Genomic DNA, 18,985 nt, shown 5'->3' with positions numbered 1-18,985 from the left:
CCACCGAGCTCATCGCTCTGCTCGCCGCACCGCAAATCCCGGCTCGGCAGACCTCGGCGGCGGTCGGAGTCCGGCGCGTCGTAGCACGGGGACAGCCAGGCCGAGCATCGCGGCGAACAGGCAGATCGCACCGCATCCGGCGAAGAACACCTTTGCTCCCCACAGGGACACCGTGACACCAACGGCCGGGAAGAGCACGGGTGCGAGGCCCAGTGTGCACAGGGTCGTGACCGAGTTGACCCGGCCGAGGTATCGCGGATCGGTCTCCGTCTGGATCAGGGCGCTGGTCACGACCGTGGTCAGCCCGCTGGACAGGCCGATCAGGGCGCCGCACACCACGGCGGCGGGCAACGACGGCGCCTGTCCCAGCGCGACCGCGCCCGCAGCTGTCACGAGCAACGCCGCTGACATCGCCGGCCCGGCACGCGGAGTCCGGGGCGCCACGGTGAGCAACAACCCCGCGGCAGCACCTCCGAGGCTGAACGCGCCGGCGATCCAGCCCATGCCCGAAGCGCCCCAGCCGCGTTCGTCCGCCAGGAGCACCAGGCCGGTGGCCACCGGGCCGCTGAAGCACATCTCGCTCAGCCCGATCACCGTGACCAGGGGAGCGAGCAACCGGTGGCGGCGGACGTATCGCAACCCGTCGACCAACTCACGTCAGGCGGAGACGCGCTGAGGTGCCTCGGCCGGGGCCTCGGTCCACACGGTGAGCAGAACGGCGAGGGAGCCGGCAAAGAGAACCCCTGCGGCCGTGAACGCACCGGCCGCACCGCCGATCGCCAGCACCGCCCCCGCCAGGAGCGGGCCGACCGCGTTGCTAAGCCGGATCGACAGCCCTCGCATCCCCTGGACCCTGGCGAGTTGCTCGGGGGCTGTGATGCGTGGCGGCAGCGCACCCACCGCCGGCATGAACACCGCGTCCACCACGCCGAAGACCACCGCCACCACGACCAGCAGCCACACGTTCGGCGACACCGACATGACTGCCGCGGCCATGGCGAGGATCACCACGCAGCGGACCGCATCGCTGACCACGGCGACCCGACGCGGCCCGAACCGGTCGGCCACCACTCCCCCCGCCGAGCATGAACACCGCCCGGGGAAGTACCCCGGCCGCGACCACCAGGCCCGCCTGCGACGGCCCACCTGCTCGGGTGGCAGCCCAGGACATGGCGAGGAAGTACACGACGTCGCCCGTCACCGAGGCTGTGTACGCGGCAAGCCAGCGAAGGACATTGACGTCCCGGTGAGCGGGCCGTGCGGATGCGGCCGTGCCGGGCGCGCTCACCCGTCACCGGTCGGCGGCAGGGCCGCGGCACCCACCGGAAACGCCTGCACTTGCAGCACCACCGGAGCGGAGCCTTCGGGCGCTTCGCCCGCTCCGTGGCGGTAGCGGGCGATCACCTCGAAGAGTTCGGCCCTCATCCGGTGCCCACTCGAACGACATCCTCGGGTCGCTCGACGGGGATGTCAGCCGCCTCTCCGGTATGCACCAGCCCCACGAAGCCGTCCCCGGGTCCTCGATGCGGACGAAGATCCCGAACGGCACGATGTTCGTCACCGGCCCGGTTACCACTTGCCCGATCCGCTGCGCCACCTGCGGCCACGGGTCCTCCTGCACCGCTCTGAGCGACAGCGCACCTCGTTCCCGGACCATGTCGACGTCGAGCACTTCGGCGGTGATCTCCTGTCCGACTCCGACGACGTCGGAGGGATGGTTGACGCGACGCCAAGCGCTGCAAGGCAGCGGAGAGCGAGCCTCACGTGATCTCTCCCGGTGTCAGCTGTTCATTCAAGGGCCACGTACTCGGCCGACGACACCGCCAGCTCGGGACGCTCCACCGTGTACCGGTCTCCATGAATGGCCAGCATCGCCCAGTGCCACGCCTCGTCATGGAATATGAGCCCGCGGTACGGCGCATCGCTCGGCTCATAGGGGTAGCGGTCCAAGGCCGCCGCCCAGGCTTCTGCCGGTGCCAGATCGCCGTGCCGCCGCATCACCCACGCGTAGGAACGCCGCTCGGCCTGCAGGTACTCGACGTACTCCGTCTCCATCTCGCTCCAGGCCATCCAGCGACCATAACCGAGGCTGCGGGGACCGGGCTCACGGGTCCGTGGCCATGACCAGAGCTTCGCGTCTTCGGGCATTCCTTGCTCTATGGCAGGCACGCGGTGATCATGGAGACTCCAGGCGCTCGGCCGTACGGCTCGGTCCCCTTCGCACCGCTCGCCGATCGCCACTGTCATTCGGTCAACGGAAGGTCGTCCATGCGCAAGCTCGTGTATTACATCGCATCCACTCTCGACGGTTTCATCGCAGGACCGGACGGTTCCGACCCCACCGGTCCGGACGGCTTCTGGCCGATCCCCGAGGACTACATCCAGCACCTCGTCACCGAGTACCCGGAGACCCTCCCCGGCCCGGGCCGTGCCGCGCTCTCCGTCACAGCCGACGGTACGCATTTCGACACCGTCGTCGAAGGCCGGCGCTCCTACGAGATCGGCCTCAAGGCCGGGCTGGCGAACGCCTACCCGCACCTTCGCCATCTGGTGTTCTCCCGGACGCTGACCGAGAGCCCGGACCCGGACGTGGAACTGGTCGCCGATGATCCTGCTGCGACAGTACGGCAGTTGAAGCAGCAGGACGGCAAGGACATCTGGTTGGTCGGCGGTGCCGAGCTGGCCGGAGCTCTGTATTCCGAGATAGACAGGCTGATCATCAAATTGAGCCCCATGACCATCGGTTCGGGGATTCCGCTCTTCTCCCACAAGGCGGTGTTCGACCCCCGCGCCTGGGAACTCACCGACCACACCGTTCTGAAGTCCGGGGCAGCATTCCTCACCTACGCCCGCAAAAACCCCACCGCGTAACGGCGGGTCACGACGGCTCGAACGCAGGTACATCCCTGGCCCGCCCCACTTGAGGACCAGCTGATGACCGGCCCGCCGCACCTGCACGCTCAGGGGCGAGCGGCGCACCACTGCGCAGTCAGGCTCCGCAGAACGGCATGGTTCGGACGTAGCCGCCGAGGTTCTCGTCATCGGTGCCCAGGAGAGTGCCGGAGGAGCCGGGCAGGCATTCCACTGCCTCGATCTTGTACCGCGGGAACGTCCCCAGCACGGTCGGGTGCGTCGCGAGCACGACCCGTACCAGGCCGGTGGCCGACACGGTCACCCGGCCCGCGTCGCTCACCGCAGAGTCGAACGGGCCGTCGTCACCGGCGTCCGTCGCCGAGCTCACGATGATCCGGCCGGAGCCGGTCACCGAAATATCGGAGATGTGCCGAGTCCCCTCCCCGGTCGGGTACGCCGCCACGTAGGACCGACGCGTCACGGCACCGAACTGCGGCTGCCCCCACGGAGCGAACGACAGCGGCGACACGTTCAGCGTGGCGGGACGAGCCGCACCGGCTCCCCGGTCCGCCCACAGGGCGGCAAGCTTCCCGCCCCTGGCGACAAGCGCGAAGCTCTCGAAATCATCACCCTCGCCGATCCCGGGCAGTGGCGTGTAGTCGACGACTTCCGCCGCGGAGCCGGTGACCTTCAAGCGGTAGACAATGCCACGGCTGGCGAGCGCCAGGTACTCCCCGGGCATTTGGGGGATGGCCTCGATGGCCTCCAGGTCGACGGGTTCCGGCCCGTGCCAGGTGATCGGGGAGACGTCGTCGTACTCCTCCCGGTGGGTGATCCGGGACAGGCGCTGCTCGCCGGTCCGCTTGTTGTCGTGCACAGCCAGCGCGAACACCCCTTCTCCGTCCGCGGCTCGGCCTTCGTACGCGAGACCGCTGACTCCGCTACGGGCGTCATCTCCGACCTTCTGCCAGTCGCCACCGTCCGCACCGGCCGCGGCAGTACCGAGCGCCGTCAGCAGCGCGGCCGCCGCGGTGACACAAGCCATGCGCTGCAACATCGGGAGTTCCATCGGGAATCGCTCGCCTTCTCTGTCCGACCGGCGCGAGGTCACGCGCCGGGCGTCAGGTTATTGATCATCAAAGGCGCGGCCCAACGACGGTTACGCCATTTGCCGGAGCGCGCTTTCCGGCTTGTGCGGCAGGGCCCGCCGGAGTACGGAAACGACGTGGCCGACCGACTTGCCGTGCGGGTATCGTCCGTTCCCACGACCAGCCGTTCCGGCGGCCGCCGAACCCCCGGAGAGCGATTCCCATGACCAGCCGGCAGGCAACGACGACCTTGTGGCGCCCGACCGGCCCCAAGGAGCTGGATCTGGTACGGGAGTTGAACTGGCGTGCGTGGCCGCCCCGGCTTCCCGAGCAGCCCATCTTCTACCCGGTTCTCAACGAGGACTATGCGATCCGGATCGCCAGGGACTGGAACGTGAAGCATGACGGAGCGGGGTTCGTCACGCGTTTCGATGTGGAGTCGGAGTTCCTGCGCCGCTACCCCGTACAGCAGGCCGGCGGGCGGACGATCCTCGAATTGTGGGTCCCTGCCGAGGAACTCGACGAACTCAACACCCATATCGTCGGCAAGATCCGACTCGTCCACGAATTCCGCTAGCGCGTCGGCCCCAAAGCGCCTCCGGGGCTGGGCGGGCGGGTCGCAGGCGGCGGACGGCGTGGCATGCGGGCGGCGGGTGCGCTGCGCCCGTTGTGCGCGCGGTCCGCCCGCCCGCTGCGAGGCCCGACGTCCATGTCGGATTCTCGCCAGAAGGCGGGCGACATCCGCTGTTTGATTGCGGCCATGACCATCGCACAGCAGGACAGGGCACAGCTCTTCCGTTCCTTGCACACTCCGCCCGCACCCCTCGCCCTCGCCAACGCCTGGGACGTGGCGAGCTCCCGTGTCGTCGAAGCCGCCGGCGCCCCCGCGATCGCCACCACCAGTGCCGGTGTCGCCTGGTCGCTGGGGGCTCCGGACGGCGACGTCCTCGCTCGCGAACAGGCCCTGGATCTCATCGCCCGCATCGTCGCTGCCGTCGACGTTCCGGTCACCGCCGATATCGAGGGCGGGTACGGGAAGGACGCCGCCGACGTCGCCGGGACCGTCGCCGGAGTGATCGCGGCGGGCGCCGTCGGCATCAACATCGAGGACGGCACCCGTCCCCCGGCGGAGCTCGCGGCGCGGCTGGCCGCAGCCCGGCAAGCCACCGTCCGGGCAGGCGCGGGGCTGTTCCTCAACGCCCGTATCGACACCTTCCTGTTCGGGCTCGGCACCCCGGACACCCGGCTCGAGGAAACTCTTGCCCGGGCACGCCTGTACGTCGATGCGGGCGCGGACGGCATCTTCGTCCCCGGTGTCACCGACACCGCCACCATCGCTGCGCTGGCAGAGGGCATCTCCGTGCCGCTGAACGTCATGGCCGGCCCCGGCGCCCCGACCGTCGCCGAATTCGGCGCCCTCGGAGTGGCCCGCGTCAGCCTCGGCTCGGGCGTGGCGCAGGCCGCCTACGCTGTCGCCCGCCGCGCCGCGCAGGAACTCTTCGGCTCAGGCGACTACGGCGCCCTCGCCGACGGCATCGATTTCCCCGAGATCAACACACTGCTCGCCGGGCACCACTGACCGATCCACCGGCCGGGAGCGGGGCCGGGTGTCCGCGCCGGGGCTCGCCACGGTCCGGTTTAACCCCGGTGCGAGGATTGCAGCATGAACGATCTGTGCTTCCGCCTCGCCGACGACACCGACGCCCCCGCCCTCGTCCGCCTGCGCGACGACGCCGCTCGCTGGATGCTCGCCGAGGGCATCAACGGCCAGTGGCAGCCCGGCGAGCTGGACGAGGACCACTTCCGCCGGATCATGGCGAGTGGTGAGGTCTGGATCGCCGAGGCCGACGGCCGTGCGGCCGGGGCCTGGGAGTTGTGGTGGGAGGACGAGGTCGCCTGGGGTCGGCAGCCGCCGGTGGCCGGCTACGTGCACCGGCTGATGGTGAATCGCGGCAGTGCGCGTCCGGGTACGGGGCGACTGCTGCTCCGGGCCGCGGAGCAGCGGGTGGCCGAGGCGGGACGGGCGTTCGTCCGTCTGGACTGCCTGGCCGGGAATGCCCGGCTGGGCGCCTATTACGTGAACGACGGCTACCGGATCGTCGGCCACAAGGAAGGCAAGCAGCAGCCGGGCGGCGTTCCCAAGTCGTTCACGCTTCTCGAGAAGGCCCTGCAGGCCGGCCCCGCGCCCTCCGGGCAGCCGGGTCCTACCCGCTGAGGACGACCTTGGCGGGCACCGCCGGAACGTGGTCGGCGCCGGGACGACTGCTTGCGACAGGCGGGCAACCGCCCGGCCGATCACCTCGTCCACGAGCCGGTCAGCGGCGCAGGACATAGCGAGTGAGGCGGGAGCGTGCGGTCCGCCGGCTGACGCCGAGCGCCTGGGCCACGGTGTCCCACTCCGGCCCGTCCACGGTGGCGAGGTTGTACACGGCATCCGCCGCAACGCGTTGGGTCATGCGTTCCAGGGGGGCGGCCGCCCGGATCGCGGCCAGTGGTTCGTCGGCGATCAGGGTGGTGAGACGTGTCTCGACCTGGTCGAGGAGCGCGGTGAGGTCCACCGGCAGGGAAACGGTGCGGGACGGCGTGCCATGCTCCCCTGAGGGGCTCGTCCGAATCGCGGCCGGTCATTGCTGCCGCAGTCGGCCGGTGCCAACGCAGTCGGTCGGTGCTGTTGAAGGATGCTGCCGGGGATGAGAATGGGGATGAGCATGGGGATTGCTGTCGAGATAGACCTGCCGCTCGGTGAGAACGCCGTTGCCGATGCCCATGCCGCCCGGCTCGCCTCCGAGCTCACCGAACTGGGCAACGAACGCTTCCTGCAGGCGGCACTGCCCGGCACGGCACGCTTCCACCACCGCAGCACCGACCGGCTCGTGGGTTGGCCGACGACCGCTCCGGAGGCCGGTGAACCCGCCTCCAGCCTCCTGTTGCGCGCCATCCACCTTTGTTTCACGGCCCACTTGCCGCTGAGCCTGTCACCCGACGTGCTCTGGTACGCCGTCGTGCACGAGACGGCCGTGCACATCCGCCTGAACTCCCGTACGTACGAGGGCGTTTTCACCGACACGCCGGGGAAGCAGCAGCTCATCACGGTTCGCGACGACCTGGCGGCGCTGGACTGGGAGAGCTCGATCAACCTGGTCCAGCAGCCGCTGCGGGCCCGGATCGGCGACGACGTGGCCGATCTGTTCCAGCCCACGTTCTCCACCACCACTCCCGGCGACGCCACGGCCGCACTGGTGGCGCTGATGGACGTGGTCAGCCCGTACTACCGCTACCAGTGGGTCTCGCTCTGCGGGATCCCCCGGATCAGGCTGGAGGGCTCAGGCCGGGACTGGCGCCTTCTGGCCGCCCGCGTACGTGAACTGGAGGGGTGGTTCGAAGGTCTGCGACCGTGGTTCAAAGCCCTGCACCCCGTGCTGGACGCGATCTGCGCGACAGCCTCGGGGTGGGGAGCGGACCGGGACTTCTGGCGTTCGCTGTACAAGTGGGAGTCGGCGTCCGGCGGCGATCGCGTCACGGGGTGGATCACCACCTTCTTCGCCCACCGGTACACCGACGACGGCCCCGTTCCCAAGAAGTCGTTCGGCCCGGGGACCAGTGCGGAGGAGGATTTTCCGGCACATCTCTCACACGTCCCGTTCCGCTGGGAGACTCCGGCCGGCGAATTCCGGATGGCCTTTCTGGGGGGCGTACTCGGCATCACCCGCGACGGCGAGTGGATCCGCCCCCGGCTCGGTCATGCCGTGGTGGAACTGACCACCGATCACGCGGTGTGACCCGGCGTACGGTTCACTGCCGGCCGAGGGTGAGGTTCTCCCGTACCCGCAGCGGCCGCTGGGCGAAGATCTGCGGGACCAGCCCTGTGTGCCGCCGGACGGAGACCGGGTCGGCCTCGGCGAGATCCGTTCCGTTCCAGGTCGCTCCGCCCTTGTCGGGCAGGTTGATCCCGGTGAGCAACGGAGCGTGCCGGATGCGCCGACCGTTGCTGTGTACGGGGGCGGCCCGGAGCAATGCCGGCCGAAACGCCGTCGACCTCTGCAAGAGCCCGGGGAAAGTGATGTCACACTCATCATGACAGGCCAGAAGGTGTTTTCGTAGGACGAACGGCACAGGTGACCGGCCTTGTTCGGCCCTCTCGGTGGCACCCAGAATCTCCGCTATGAATCACTCGGGGAAAGTCGATCAGGACGACATCGTTCGGGCGCGGAATATCCTGCTCGCTTCGGGACTCCGTACTCCTCGCGAGGAAGTGGACGCCTACCGGGTTCTCGCCCGGGTCAGCCCCGCCTCGTATCTGCCGCTCCTGGCCAGGTCGCTGCAACGCCTGGCCTACGACCCCGGTTCCGGCGGGAAGCATGTGGATTCTCTCGCGCTGTGCGAAGAGGCGGTGGCCGTGGCACGGTCCATCGATCCGGCCGAAACCGCCCGCGCGAAGGTTCTGTACGGGGCCCTCGACAGGTGCCAGAAGGAGTTCTACTTCCTGGGTCGGCGCACCGAAGGTCTCGCCATGCGTGCCGAGATGCTCGCCATCAGCCGTGCACAAGCAGAACTGTCCGGAGACCCCGTGGTCAAGGGGCTGCGTGAGTGGGCCGCCGGTCTTTCCGAGGAAGGCCGGTACGACGAGGCGGCCGACGCCATGACCGAGTTGATCACGGCGATCCTGCCCGACGGGCCGCGAGGCGGCACTCTCGCCCGGTCACTCCTGAAGTGGATCGCCGCCCTCCAGGACGCCGGCCGGTCCGGCGAGGCCCTCGCCGCGTTCGAGACGCTCGTCGCCATGGAAGCGTCCGAGGCCGCGAACGACCGCGGCCCGATGGCCTGCCATCTCTACGCGCTCCTCGGGTACGCACAGATGCTCGACACCCACGGCCGGGAGGAGCAGGCGGCCGCCGTGCGGCAGGAGGCGCTCGCCCTGCTGACGGAATTGGCCGATACCGGCGAGCGGAAAAGCTGGAGCGGCTATCAGGCGTCGTTCTGGGCGGCGCTGCTGTCCTTCTCCGACGCCGAGAGCGACCGGCTCGCGTCCGGTGGACCACGTACTCCATCGGGGGCGGCACCCGTCCAGCGGTCACCCGACGCCGGGCGGAGCCACTTCGACAGCAGCGCTCATGCCCTCCGTGAAGCGGTGGACGCCCTTGCTCCCCGAGCCGCCGAGGATCCGGACCGTCATCTGGCCGAACTGGCCCGGCTGCACCGGGTCCTCACCGTCCGCTCCGTCGTACACTGGGAACACCGCACCCACCTGTTCGCGGAACGGGTGCGCTCCCTGTTCGACGACGGGGTGGTCCTGGCCCATCGGCTGTCCCGGCACGACCCGGCGGACGGAACACGAACACTGACCAGGGCCCTGATCGACAGATCGACCTTCCACACCGCCGCCCGCGAGTACGGGCCCGCCCTCGACGACTTCCGTCAGGCCCTTAGCCACCTGGGAGAGGCCTGCTGATCCGAGCCGGCCGGCCCTGCGCGCCGCGGCGCCTCCCCGCGACCACGCGGTCCCGGTCCTCCTCGCCGACCGCGTGGTCACCGCCGTGGCCGCACCTCTTCCCCGGTCCGCCGCGGTGGACGACACTCGTCGCAAGATCACAGCACTCTGCGACGGGGGAGATCGGGGTGGGCACATGCGGGGTCTCGTGCTGCGGCTGGCCGGGCTCAATGCCGGGGCGGAGAGCGCCATGCGGCTCATACGCTTCTTCGACACGCTCGTCGAGCAACGGCTCGGCCTCGACGGGGTACTGGGCATGGCGGCCCGGGTCGCCGAGTGTCCGGTCGGTCTGTCCGGGCCCGGTCGCGACGGCCTGACGGCCGGTCCGGACGGCAGTACCCGGCCGGGCGGGCCTCCCCCTGGTGCGACCGTACGGGAGCTGCGCGGCGGGCAGTACGTCTGGCTGGTGCGCGAGGGCGGAGCGCAGCCCTTCGACGAACTGCTGCTGGAGCGGCTGGCCCTGGCCTGCGACGCCGTGCTGAGCCGTCGTGGCAGCGAGGCGGTACCGCTCGACCCCGCGCTGCTGGAGACCGTCATCAGTTCCACCGCCCCGCTCCCCGAACGGGCGCGCGCACTGCGGCTGCTGGGCTTCGCCCCCTCGGCCCCGCTCACCCTCCTGGCCGTCGACGGCGGGCGGGGCCCGCAGGGGATGGCGCCGGTCCTCGAACGGCTCCCTCCCGCCCCGGCGGGCCGACGCCGGACGGCCGCGCTCGGCTCGGTGCACGCGGTGGCCGTGGCGGGCCCGCTGCCCGAGCGGCTGCTCGCCCCGGCGGGCTTCCGAATCGGGGTCGGTCCCGAGGTCACCGCGACCGAGGCGCCGCGCTCCTGGGAGGGTGCGGTGCGGGCGCTGCGGTTCGCGGGGACGTCCCGCTCGGATGTGGGACTGGCCCCGGTCGCGGAGGAGCCCGCGATCTACCACTCCTCGCTCGGAGCCTTCGAGGTGCTCGCCAGGGAACTGTCCGGCCCGGCCATCGCCGGCATCGGCGACCTCGACGTCCTGGACGCGCTCGCGGCGGAGCCGGGCAGCGGCACGGAGATGCTGACCACACTCGAAGTCCTGGTGCAGGCGGGTTCGCTGCGCGCGGCGGCGCGGGAGCTGCACCTGCACCACAACTCGGTGGCGGTGCGGGTCGCGCGGGCGGAGGCGGCGCTGGGCTACGAACTCGGCGAGACGGTGGGCCGTTTCCGGCTCGCGCTCGCCCTTGCCCTGCGCCGCCTGCGGGACAACCCGGCGTGACACCGGCTGCACGCACGGCGGCGCGGGCGGGCCGCGCAGGGGGCGAGGGGCGCTGCCGAACGGACAGGGCCCTCTTCTCCCGCGTCCGCCGGACGAGTCACGCCCTGTCCCCTCCGCAGGCGGGGCGCAAGCCGCCAACCGGCGCGGACGGGGGCCGATCGCGCGCCACCCGGCTCATGACCCGGTCGGGGGCGCGGACACAGACTGACGACGTCAGCAGCGGTTCTCCCGGGCGGACTTGTTCCGTCCGTGGCCGCTCCGTGTCGTCCGCCGGAGGCCCACGTGCCCCTTCCCCTGCCCGTCGATCCCGAACTCTCCCCGTGGCTGGCCCTGTTGCCGGCCCTCGATGTCGGTGACGCCGCCGCCGCGCGGGCCACCGTCGAGGCGATGGGCGCCGCCGCGCCGCCCTTCGTTCTCCCCGAGGGCGTCGAGTCCGGCGAGCACCTCGTTCCGGGGGCCCCGGGCGCCCCCGAGGTTCCGGTGGCGGTCTTCCGTCCGGCGGGGGCCGGGACCGCGCTGCCCGCCGTGATGTACGTGCACGGCGGGGGGTTCATCCTGGAGGAGGGGGACGGGGACCGGGCCCTCGCCGCGCGCTGGGCGGCCGGACTCGGCGCCGTCGTGGTCTCCGTGCGATACCGGCTGGCCCCCGAGCACCCGTACCCGGCCGCCACCGACGACTGCTACGCGGCCCTGGAGTGGCTGGCGGCGAACGCCGACGGCCTGGGGGTGGACCCGGCCCGGATCGCCGTCGCCGGGATCAGTGCCGGGGGCGGCCTCGCCGCCGCGCTCGCCCTGCTGGCAAGGGACCGCGGCGGACCGGCGTTGTGCTTCCAGCTGCTCGACATACCGGAGCTGGACGACCGCCTGGACACCCCCTCGATGCGGGAGTTCACCGACACGCCGGTGTGGAACCGCCCCAACGCCGTACACAGCTGGCGGGCCTACCTCGGGGCGGACCGCGACCCCGCCGCCCCGGTGCCCGCCTATGCCGCGCCCGCCCGCGCCGAAGACCTGTCGGGGCTGCCGCCCGCGTACGTCGCCGTGAGCGACCTCGACCCGCTGCGCGACGAGGGCCTCGAATACGCCCAGCGCCTCGTACGGGCCGGTGTCCCCACCGAACTGCACCTGTTTCCCGGCACCTTCCACGGCGCGGCGGGCTTCGTGCCCGACACGGCCGTGACCCGCCGCATGACCGGGGGCGCGCTGGACGCGCTGCGCCGCGGCCTCGCCGTCTGAAGAAACCCACTCCCCCGCAAGGAGCCGCACATGACCGACTCAGCAACCTCCGTCCCGGAGTACGACGCACTCGTCGTCGGCGCCGGGTTCGGAGGCCTCTACGCCCTGCACCAGCTGCGCGCGCAGGGGTTCAGCTGTCATGCCTTCGAGACGGGCGACGACGTCGGCGGCACGTGGTACTGGAACCGCTATCCCGGAGCCCGCTGCGACGTCGAGAGCCTGGACTACTGCTACTCGTTCTCTTCCGAGCTGCACGCCGAATGGGACTGGTCCGAGCGCTTCGCCACTCAGCCCGAGATCCTGCGCTATGCCGGACACGTCGCGGACCGCTTCGACCTGCGGCCGATGATCTCCTTCGGGACACGGGTGGTCTCGGCCGTCTGGGAGGAGGAGGGCAGGACATGGCTCCTGACCACCGATGACGGCCGTCGCGCCCGCGCACGGTTCCTCGTCACCGCCGTGGGCTGCCTGTCCGCGTCCCGCGTTCCCGACCTGCCCGGTCTCGGCGCCTTCCGCGGCGAGGTGCACCACACCGGCCGCTGGCCGCACGGGGGTGTGGACCTGGCCGGCAAACGCGTCGCCGTCATCGGCACCGGCTCCTCGGGCATCCAGGCGGTACCGGAACTCGCCACCCGGGCACGTCACTTGACGGTCTTTCAGCGAACTCCCAATTACAGCCTGCCGGCCCGCAACCGGCCACTTTCGGGCCGGGAGAGCTGGCGGGCCAAGACGGAGCTGGAGGAGCTGCGTACGTACGCCCGTACGGGATTCTCCGGCTTCTACGTCGCCTCCACCGGCCGTTCGGCCCACGACGTGGGCGAGGAGGAGCGCCGGGCCGCGTTCGAGCGCAAGTGGGCCATCGGCGGGACCGAGATCATGTCGGTCTTCAACGACATACTCACGGACGGGAAGGCCAACGAGCACCTCGCCGAGTTCGTCCGCGAGAAGATCCGGGACGCCGTGGAGGACCCTGAGACGGCGCGCAAGCTCGTCCCGCTGGACTACCCCATCGGCACCAAACGCATCTGTGTCGACACGGGCTACTTCTCCACGTACAACCGAGGGAACGTCGATCTCGTCGACCTGAGGGCCGAGCCGCTCGTCGAGATCACCGAGGACGGCATCCGCACCGAGGCCGGCACGTACCCGGCCGAGGTCCTGGTGCTGGCCACCGGCTACGACGCCATGACCGGTCCGCTGACCCGTATCGACATCCGCGGGACGGGCGGCCGGGCCCTGAAGGAGCAGTGGGCCTCGGGACCGCGCAGCTACCTGGGTCTCGCGGTGGCCGGCTTCCCCAACCTGCTGACGGTCACCGGGCCGGGCAGCCCCTCGGTGCTGGTCAACATGGTGCGCGCGGTCGAGCAGCACGTCGACTGGATCGTGGACTGCCTGCGGCAGCTGCGCGAGGACGGGGTGGAGCGGATCGAGGCGCGGCCCGAGGCACAGGACTCCTGGGCCGCCCATGTGAACGAGGTCGCCGACACGACTCTCTACCCGCGCGCCAACTCCTGGTACGTGGGTGCCAACGTGGAAGGAAAGGCACCGGTGTTCATGCCGTACGCGGGCGGGCTCAACCACTACCGGGAGCGGTGCGAAGAGGTGGCCCGGTCCGGCTACCGGGGATTCGCACTGGGTACGGAGGCGTCGGCATGAGGCGGGACACACTGAGGCTGGACGGGCGCTGCGTCGTCGTCACCGGCGCGGGCCGCGGCCTCGGCCGGGCCTATGCCCTGGACCTCGCCGCGCGGGGCGCCCGTGTCGTCGTCAACGACCTGGGGACGGCCACTGACAGTAGCGGGAGCGAGGACTGGGGCCCGGCGGCGCGGGTCGTCGAGGAGATCCGGGCGGCGGGCGGGACGGCGGTCGCGAGCACCGCGGACGCGAGCGGCATCGAGGGGACGCAGTCCCTGATCGCTCTGGCGTGCGCCGAGTTCGGCTCCATCGACGGGATCGTGGCGAACGCCGGGATCTACCGGCCGGGGCTGGACTTCACCGACATCGACGAGGCGCTGCTGGAGCGGATGACGGCCATTCACTCCCTCGGTGCCTGGCGGCTGGTACGGGCCGCCTGGCCCCGCTTCACCGAGTGCGGACGGGGCCGGGTCGTCCTGGTCACCTCGGCGGCCGGTCTGTACGGAATGGCCGGGAACGCCGCGTACTCCCTGCTCAAGGCCGGGATCGTCGGGCTGACGCGGACGCTGGCCGCCGAGGGCGCCCCACACGGCATCCGTGTCAACGCGGTGGCTCCGGTGGCCTGGTCGCGGATGTCGGCGGCGACCGAGGGTGTGCCGCCGGAGGTGCTGGAGAAGATGCGGGAGGAGGCACCGCCCGGGGCGGTCGCGCCGGTGGTGGCCGCGCTCCTCGCGGATGATGTGCCGGTCACGGGCGAGGTGCTGAGCGCGGGGCGCGGCCGCGTGGGGCGGGTGCTGACGGGTGAGGCACCGGGCATCCGCTCGGCGGACGGCGGACCGCTGCTCGCTCAGGACCTCGCCGAGCGGATCGACGAGCTCCTCTCCGTGGACGGGATGGTGTACCCGGCCTCGGCTCACGAGACCCCCTGAGCGGAGTTCCGGGACGGGAGTGAGCGGCAGGGGTTGTCTCGTCCCCCGGGCGGCGGCGGGGGTGCCCCCGCCGCCGCCCCTGCCCGCTCCCGGCCTCCGCCGCCCGGTGGACGACGGGGATCCGGCCGCTTCCGCGAAGGTGCGGTCGGACCGGCCCCGTCGCCCGTGGAAGCGGCCGAGGTCATCGGGCGTGGCCTTCGGCCCGTCGTCCGTCTCAAGCCTCCGTGGTGAGGAACGTGCGGGCACCACGCAGTGTCGTACGAAGCCTCTCCTGGGTGGCGCGGCTGTCGAGGCGGATGTCGAGTCCGCCGGGAAGTGCGCTGTGGGCCCGCAGACCCGCGGGCAGGCGGGAGGCGTCGAGCCCGTCGCGCCGGGCGACGAGGATGCCGAGCTCGTGACGGCTCACGGCGTCGGCCCCCGCCAGGTGGTGAACGCCCTTCGAGTCGCCGGACGCGAGTTCCAGCGGGGCGGCGGCCAGGTCGAAGACGTGCACCGGGCATCGGATGTCGTCGGTGAACAGGACTCCGTCGCGGGTTCCGGCCGCGAGGCCGTGCACCGCTCGCACGTGCTCGGACCGTCGGCCGTCACCGATGATCAGCGAGGTACGGGCGATGACGGCATCCGTGTGCACGAGACGGACGCCCGTCTCCGCTGCGGCTTTCGCCGCACCGTAGGGAGTGAGCGGGTCGGGGAGGCAGGATTCGTCGTAGTGGACACGGGCACCGGAGAAGACCGCGTCACTCGACACCTGGATCAGGCGGCTTCCGTACTTCACCGCGGCCATCGCCAGCCGGACAGGGCCCTCTGCCGTGACCGCCCAGTCGGATCTGCTGCTCGTCGCGTTGATCATCACGCGCGGTCCCACCTCGGCCACGACCGCGTCGATGCGATCGGGGGCATGCAGGTCAAGGGCGTGCCAGGTGGCCCCCGCGACGCGGCCGGGCCCGGTTGCGAAGGTCGCGGCTGTCGCGTGCCCCGCCGCCACCGCCCGGCGGACCAGCTCGGCACCCAGGAATCCGCTGCCGCCGATGACCAGGAGTGTCATGACCCGACACGGTAGAGGATCCGTCCGCCGGCCGTGACACCCGGATTCCGCCTGCTGCCGGCTCGGCCGGTGGCGTTCCGCGCGTCGTCCGTCGCGATCCGGCTGCCGGGCACACGTCCGGGCGTGCGAACGCCCGAGAATAATTTTGCGCTGCACGCAAACTTGCATAGCATGCACTTCATGAGTGTCCACAATGCCAACAGCGCCGACGACACGGCTCTCGGGCTGCGCGAGCGCAAGAAGCGCGCGACGCGCAACGCACTCGCGGACGCGGCGCTGCACATGGCCGCGGACCGCGGGATCGAGAACGTGACCGTGGAAGCGGTCACCGGTGCGGTCGGCGTCTCCGTGCGGACCTTCTTCAATTATTTCCCGTGCCTCGAGGACGCGATCACCCGCCCCAACCACGACAACGCCGAGCGGACCCGTCGCGCGGTGCTCAACGCACCGCAGGAACTCACGGCACTCGACGCCCTGCGCGAGGCCATCGGCCAGGAACTCGCCCACATCGAGGAGGACCACGACCGCTGGGAGCTCCAGATGGCCGTGCTCAGGAAGAGTCCCGCGCTGCTGTCCGGATTCCTGGCCGCCCGGGGCGCGGACGAACGCGCCCTGGTTGCCGCCGTGGCCGAACGCCTCGGCCGGGACCCCGACACCGATCTCCACCCCCGGCTCCTCGCGCACGTGACGATCGCCGCTGTGCGCGCCGCCGTCGAGCTCTGGGTGGCCTCCGGCCGTACCCGCACGTTCCAGAGCATCTATCGCGAGGCTTTCACCTCGCTGGCCACCGGCCTGACCGACTGAGGCACATCCGAAGGCCCCGCCCGGGGCCGCTTCGCCCGAGAAACCAGAAAATGAGGAACGCCAGCCGATGAGCGCTGCCGTCACACCCGAAGCCGGCACGGCCGGTGCGCCCGAGGGGGCCGCACCAGCCATGACGCGTCGTCAGATACTCCAGGCCATGTCGGGCCTGATGGCCGGCATGTTCGTGGCCATCCTGGCCTCCACCGTGGTCTCCAACGCACTTCCCAGGATCATCGCCGACCTGCACGGCACCCAGTCCTCGTACACCTGGGTGGTCACCGCAGAGCTTCTGGCGATGACGGCGACCGTTCCGATCTGGGGCAAGCTGTCCGACCTCTACGACAAGAAGCTGCTCATCCAGCTTTCCCTGTCGATGTTCATCGTCGGCTCACTCGTCGCCGGCTTCTCGCACAGCGTCGGCCTGCTCATCCTGAGCCGTGTGGTGCAGGGCATCGGCGCGGGCGGTCTCACGGCGCTCGCCCAGGTCGTGATGGCGGCGATCATTCCGCCGCGTGAACTCGGCCGCTACTCCGGCATCTTCGGTGCCGTGTTCGCCGTCGGCACCGTCGCGGGACCGCTCATCGGCGGTGTGCTCGTGGACACCTCCTGGCTGGGCTGGCGCTGGTGCTTCTTCATCGGCGTGCCGTTCGCACTGCTCGCGATCGTGCTGCTCCAGCTCACCCTGAAGCTGCCCACGGTCCGCAGGCAGGTGAAGATCGACTATCTCGGTGCCGTCCTCATCATGAGCGGGGTCAGCGCGCTGCTGCTGTGGGTGACCCTCGCGGGCAACCGGTTCGACTGGGCTTCGTGGCAGACCGCCGCCCTGGTCACCGCCGGTGTGGTCCTGCTGGGTGTCGCGGTACTGGTCGAATCCAAGGTCCAGGAACCAATCATCCCGCTGGACATCTTCCGCAACCGCACCGTGACGCTCACGACCGTGGCGAGCCTGCTGGTGGGCGTGGCCATGTTCGGTGGCACGGTGTTCCTCTCCCAGTACTTCCAGATCTCGCTCGGCAAGACGCCGACCGTCGCGGGCCTGATGAGCCTGCCGATGATCCTCGGCCTGATGATCTCCACGACCGTCGCCGGGCAGATCATCTCCGCCCGGGGCAAGTGGAAGGGCTTCCTGATCGCGGGCGGCATCATCATGACCGCGGGCATGGGCCTGCTGTCCACGATCAGCGCGGACTCCTCGTTCGGGCTGCTCAGCGTCTACATGGTGGTGCTCGGCGTGGGCGTCGGCATGCTGATGCAGAACCTGGTGCTGGCGGCACAGAACGACGTACCCGCGTCGGAGCTGGGTGCGGCGACCTCGGTGCTGTCGTTCTTCCGCAGTCTGGGCGGGGCGATCGGCACGAGCGCGCTGGGTGCCGTGCTCAGCCACCGGGTGGCGAGCGAGATGGCGAAGGGCTTCGGCGGGGCAGCGGACAACGGGGGCGCCGGCCATGGCGTTCCCGACCTCTCCAAGCTGCCCGAACCGGCCCGGGAGGTCGTCGAGCACGCGTACGGGGTCGCGACTGCGGATGTCTTCCTGATCGGAGCGCCCTTCGCGTTCCTCGCTCTGATCGCGGTGCTGTTCATCAAGGAGAAGCCGCTCAAGACACAGAGCGGCATGGAACGGCTCGCACAGGAGAACGCCGACGGAGCAAAGTCGCCGGCTGCCCCGGCGCACTGATCCGAGCAAGGCACTGGGACAACCGGCCACGTCGATCAGCCGATCGGCGTGGCCGGTGGTCTCTGCGGAATCAGCCGGCGGGAGGAGCGGGCCGGGCGCCCGGCTGCACTGGGCGGTGCGGTTTCTTCCCGGCCGAGCGGTTGCTGATGATCTCCTGCCGGATCCGCGCGGCGGTCGCCCGTGCGTGTTCCGAGGTGGAGATCGCCTCGGCTGTGGCGGGAACGAAGCGGTGGACCGGCTGCCGGCAGTACGGGCAGGGCGCTCCGTCGACGAGAAGATAGCCGTCCTCGCATGCCCGGTTCGAGCAGTTGGTGGAGCACACGAGAGCCTCGGCGATCTCCTGGGGAGCCCAACGGCGACGGTTCTCCTCGTCGCGTTCATGGATCGCGTGGGACCAGCGGTTGCTCCAGCGCCTCTCGATGCGGTCGAGGAGCTGGGCAGCCGTCCGGTGCTCGAGCTCCTCGAACAGGATGTCGTGCAGGGTGCGCGGGACCCGGTGCCCGAGTGCCTGGAGCAGTGGCTGGGGAAAGCCCTGCATGATGAAGCGGATCGGGTCCTTGCCCGGACTCTGCTTCCACTGCTGACAGTGACAGACACCCGCGTTGGGCAGCGGATCGTGGCAGCGGGTGCAGAGCCCGCGGCAGTCCACGCAGATGCCGTCGTTCAGCCCGTCCAGATGCGGCGCGGGCGCCCGGCCGCATTCACGGCAGCAGGCCGCGCACAGCCCGCACAACCGCTCGTTGCCCTGCTGAGTCGTCCAGTTCCGCTGCTGGCAGCGGCAGCACAGGCTGGTGTTGCAGTAGTCGCTGTGCTCGCCGTTGTGCCGGCCGAGGGGAGCGAAGGACATGGTGCTTCCTCTTTTCGTGCCCGCGCACGGTCTTGCTCCGTACAGCGTAAGGGCTGCCCCATGGTGCCCGGTGGACAAGGTCCGAACCGGACGGCACGACTCGTGGGCCCCCATGGCCACACCGGCAGAGGCACACAGGCCGCCCGCT

Annotated in this window: 19 protein-coding genes and 2 pseudogenes; 12 read left to right on the top strand and 9 right to left on the bottom strand. The window is 70.7% G+C overall.

Going from position 1 to position 18,985, the window contains the following annotated elements:
• Positions 1-9 precede the first annotated feature (9 nt).
• The 4 genes and pseudogenes from OHA19_RS37955 to OHA19_RS37940 form a co-directional block, all read right to left on the bottom strand.
• A pseudogene (locus OHA19_RS37955) lies at positions 10-1,288 on the bottom strand (MFS transporter).
• Positions 1,285-1,425, bottom strand: a complete 141-nt coding sequence (locus OHA19_RS37950) for a hypothetical protein (protein ID WP_405708347.1) — start codon at positions 1,423-1,425, stop codon at positions 1,285-1,287. Before OHA19_RS37950 ends, OHA19_RS37955 begins: the two are co-directional and overlap by 4 nt.
• A gap of 8 nt (positions 1,426-1,433) precedes the next feature.
• Positions 1,434-1,723, bottom strand: a pseudogene (locus OHA19_RS37945) (S1 RNA-binding domain-containing protein); the annotation flags it as partial.
• A gap of 65 nt (positions 1,724-1,788) precedes the next feature.
• The gene (locus OHA19_RS37940; RefSeq protein ID WP_405708350.1) at positions 1,789-2,070 is read right to left on the bottom strand and encodes a hypothetical protein; all 282 of its coding nucleotides are present in this window, start codon (positions 2,068-2,070) and stop codon (positions 1,789-1,791) included.
• Positions 2,071-2,268: 198 nt separating this feature from the next.
• Between OHA19_RS37940 and OHA19_RS37935 the strand changes: the two genes are divergently transcribed.
• Complete coding sequence (locus OHA19_RS37935) at positions 2,269-2,871, top strand: dihydrofolate reductase family protein (protein ID WP_405708353.1); 603 nt, start codon at positions 2,269-2,271, stop codon at positions 2,869-2,871.
• A gap of 118 nt (positions 2,872-2,989) precedes the next feature.
• Here OHA19_RS37935 and OHA19_RS37930 read toward each other — a convergent pair whose 3' ends face one another.
• Positions 2,990-3,910 (bottom strand): hypothetical protein, encoded by a 921-nt coding sequence (locus OHA19_RS37930; RefSeq protein WP_405708356.1) that lies wholly within the window; start codon positions 3,908-3,910, stop codon positions 2,990-2,992.
• Between the two features lie 254 nt (positions 3,911-4,164).
• Here OHA19_RS37930 and OHA19_RS37925 point away from each other — a divergent pair, with 254 nt between their 5' ends.
• From OHA19_RS37925 to OHA19_RS37915, 3 genes are all read left to right on the top strand, one after another.
• A complete protein-coding gene (locus OHA19_RS37925; protein ID WP_405708359.1) occupies positions 4,165-4,518 on the top strand; it encodes a hypothetical protein in 354 nt (117 codons plus the stop codon).
• Between the two features lie 183 nt (positions 4,519-4,701).
• A complete protein-coding gene (locus tag OHA19_RS37920) occupies positions 4,702-5,520 on the top strand; it encodes an isocitrate lyase/phosphoenolpyruvate mutase family protein (protein WP_405708362.1) in 819 nt (272 codons plus the stop codon).
• An 84-nt stretch (positions 5,521-5,604) separates the two neighbouring features.
• Positions 5,605-6,156, top strand: a complete 552-nt coding sequence (locus OHA19_RS37915; protein WP_405753129.1) for a GNAT family N-acetyltransferase — start codon at positions 5,605-5,607, stop codon at positions 6,154-6,156.
• A gap of 100 nt (positions 6,157-6,256) precedes the next feature.
• Here OHA19_RS37915 and OHA19_RS37910 read toward each other — a convergent pair whose 3' ends face one another.
• The gene (locus tag OHA19_RS37910; RefSeq protein WP_405708369.1) at positions 6,257-6,499 is read right to left on the bottom strand and encodes a hypothetical protein; all 243 of its coding nucleotides are present in this window, start codon (positions 6,497-6,499) and stop codon (positions 6,257-6,259) included.
• Positions 6,500-6,649: 150 nt separating this feature from the next.
• On the opposite strand from OHA19_RS37910, the gene OHA19_RS37905 reads away from it, so the two are divergent.
• Complete coding sequence (locus OHA19_RS37905; RefSeq protein ID WP_405708372.1) at positions 6,650-7,720, top strand: DUF4419 domain-containing protein; 1,071 nt, start codon at positions 6,650-6,652, stop codon at positions 7,718-7,720.
• A gap of 13 nt (positions 7,721-7,733) precedes the next feature.
• On the opposite strand, the gene OHA19_RS37900 is transcribed toward OHA19_RS37905, so the two are convergent.
• A complete protein-coding gene (locus OHA19_RS37900; RefSeq protein ID WP_405722173.1) occupies positions 7,734-7,901 on the bottom strand; it encodes a hypothetical protein in 168 nt (55 codons plus the stop codon).
• A 202-nt stretch (positions 7,902-8,103) separates the two neighbouring features.
• On the opposite strand from OHA19_RS37900, the gene OHA19_RS37895 reads away from it, so the two are divergent.
• The 5 genes from OHA19_RS37895 to OHA19_RS37875 all read left to right on the top strand — a co-directional run bounded on the left by OHA19_RS37895 (position 8,104) and on the right by OHA19_RS37875 (position 14,466).
• Entirely contained in the window at positions 8,104-9,390 is a 1,287-nt protein-coding gene (locus tag OHA19_RS37895; protein ID WP_405708374.1) for a hypothetical protein, read from the top strand.
• A 175-nt stretch (positions 9,391-9,565) separates the two neighbouring features.
• Positions 9,566-10,666, top strand: coding sequence for a helix-turn-helix domain-containing protein (locus tag OHA19_RS37890; RefSeq protein ID WP_405708377.1), 1,101 nt, complete (start codon positions 9,566-9,568; stop codon positions 10,664-10,666).
• Positions 10,667-10,948: 282 nt separating this feature from the next.
• Positions 10,949-11,902 carry an alpha/beta hydrolase gene (locus OHA19_RS37885; protein ID WP_405708380.1) on the top strand — a complete coding sequence of 318 codons (954 nt, stop codon included), beginning with the start codon at positions 10,949-10,951 and terminating at the stop codon, positions 11,900-11,902.
• Between the two features lie 30 nt (positions 11,903-11,932).
• A complete protein-coding gene (locus OHA19_RS37880) occupies positions 11,933-13,558 on the top strand; it encodes a flavin-containing monooxygenase (protein WP_405753127.1) in 1,626 nt (541 codons plus the stop codon).
• On the top strand, positions 13,555-14,466 hold the full coding sequence (locus tag OHA19_RS37875) for an SDR family NAD(P)-dependent oxidoreductase (protein ID WP_405753124.1): 912 nt from the start codon (positions 13,555-13,557) through the stop codon (positions 14,464-14,466). Before OHA19_RS37880 ends, OHA19_RS37875 begins: the two co-directional genes overlap by 4 nt.
• A 214-nt stretch (positions 14,467-14,680) precedes the next feature.
• Here the strand turns inward: OHA19_RS37875 and OHA19_RS37870 are convergent, their stop codons facing one another.
• On the bottom strand, positions 14,681-15,511 hold the full coding sequence (locus OHA19_RS37870) for an SDR family oxidoreductase (RefSeq protein ID WP_405753121.1): 831 nt from the start codon (positions 15,509-15,511) through the stop codon (positions 14,681-14,683).
• 180 nt (positions 15,512-15,691) lie between these two features.
• Here OHA19_RS37870 and OHA19_RS37865 point away from each other — a divergent pair, with 180 nt between their 5' ends.
• Both OHA19_RS37865 and OHA19_RS37860 read left to right on the top strand, forming a co-directional pair.
• Positions 15,692-16,315 carry a TetR family transcriptional regulator gene (locus tag OHA19_RS37865; protein ID WP_405708391.1) on the top strand — a complete coding sequence of 208 codons (624 nt, stop codon included), beginning with the start codon at positions 15,692-15,694 and terminating at the stop codon, positions 16,313-16,315.
• A 67-nt stretch (positions 16,316-16,382) separates the two neighbouring features.
• On the top strand, positions 16,383-17,990 hold the full coding sequence (locus OHA19_RS37860; RefSeq protein ID WP_405708393.1) for an MDR family MFS transporter: 1,608 nt from the start codon (positions 16,383-16,385) through the stop codon (positions 17,988-17,990).
• A gap of 70 nt (positions 17,991-18,060) precedes the next feature.
• On the opposite strand, the gene OHA19_RS37855 is transcribed toward OHA19_RS37860, so the two are convergent.
• Positions 18,061-18,837, bottom strand: a complete 777-nt coding sequence (locus OHA19_RS37855) for a hypothetical protein (protein ID WP_405708396.1) — start codon at positions 18,835-18,837, stop codon at positions 18,061-18,063.
• Positions 18,838-18,985 lie beyond the last annotated feature (148 nt).

This window comes from Streptomyces sp. NBC_00012 (assembly GCF_045040875.1).
In the GTDB taxonomy this organism is placed as follows: Bacteria; Actinomycetota; Actinomycetes; order Streptomycetales; family Streptomycetaceae; genus Streptomyces.
The sequence above is the reverse complement of the archived record's forward strand: the minus strand, read 5'-3'. Positions and strand labels throughout refer to the sequence as shown.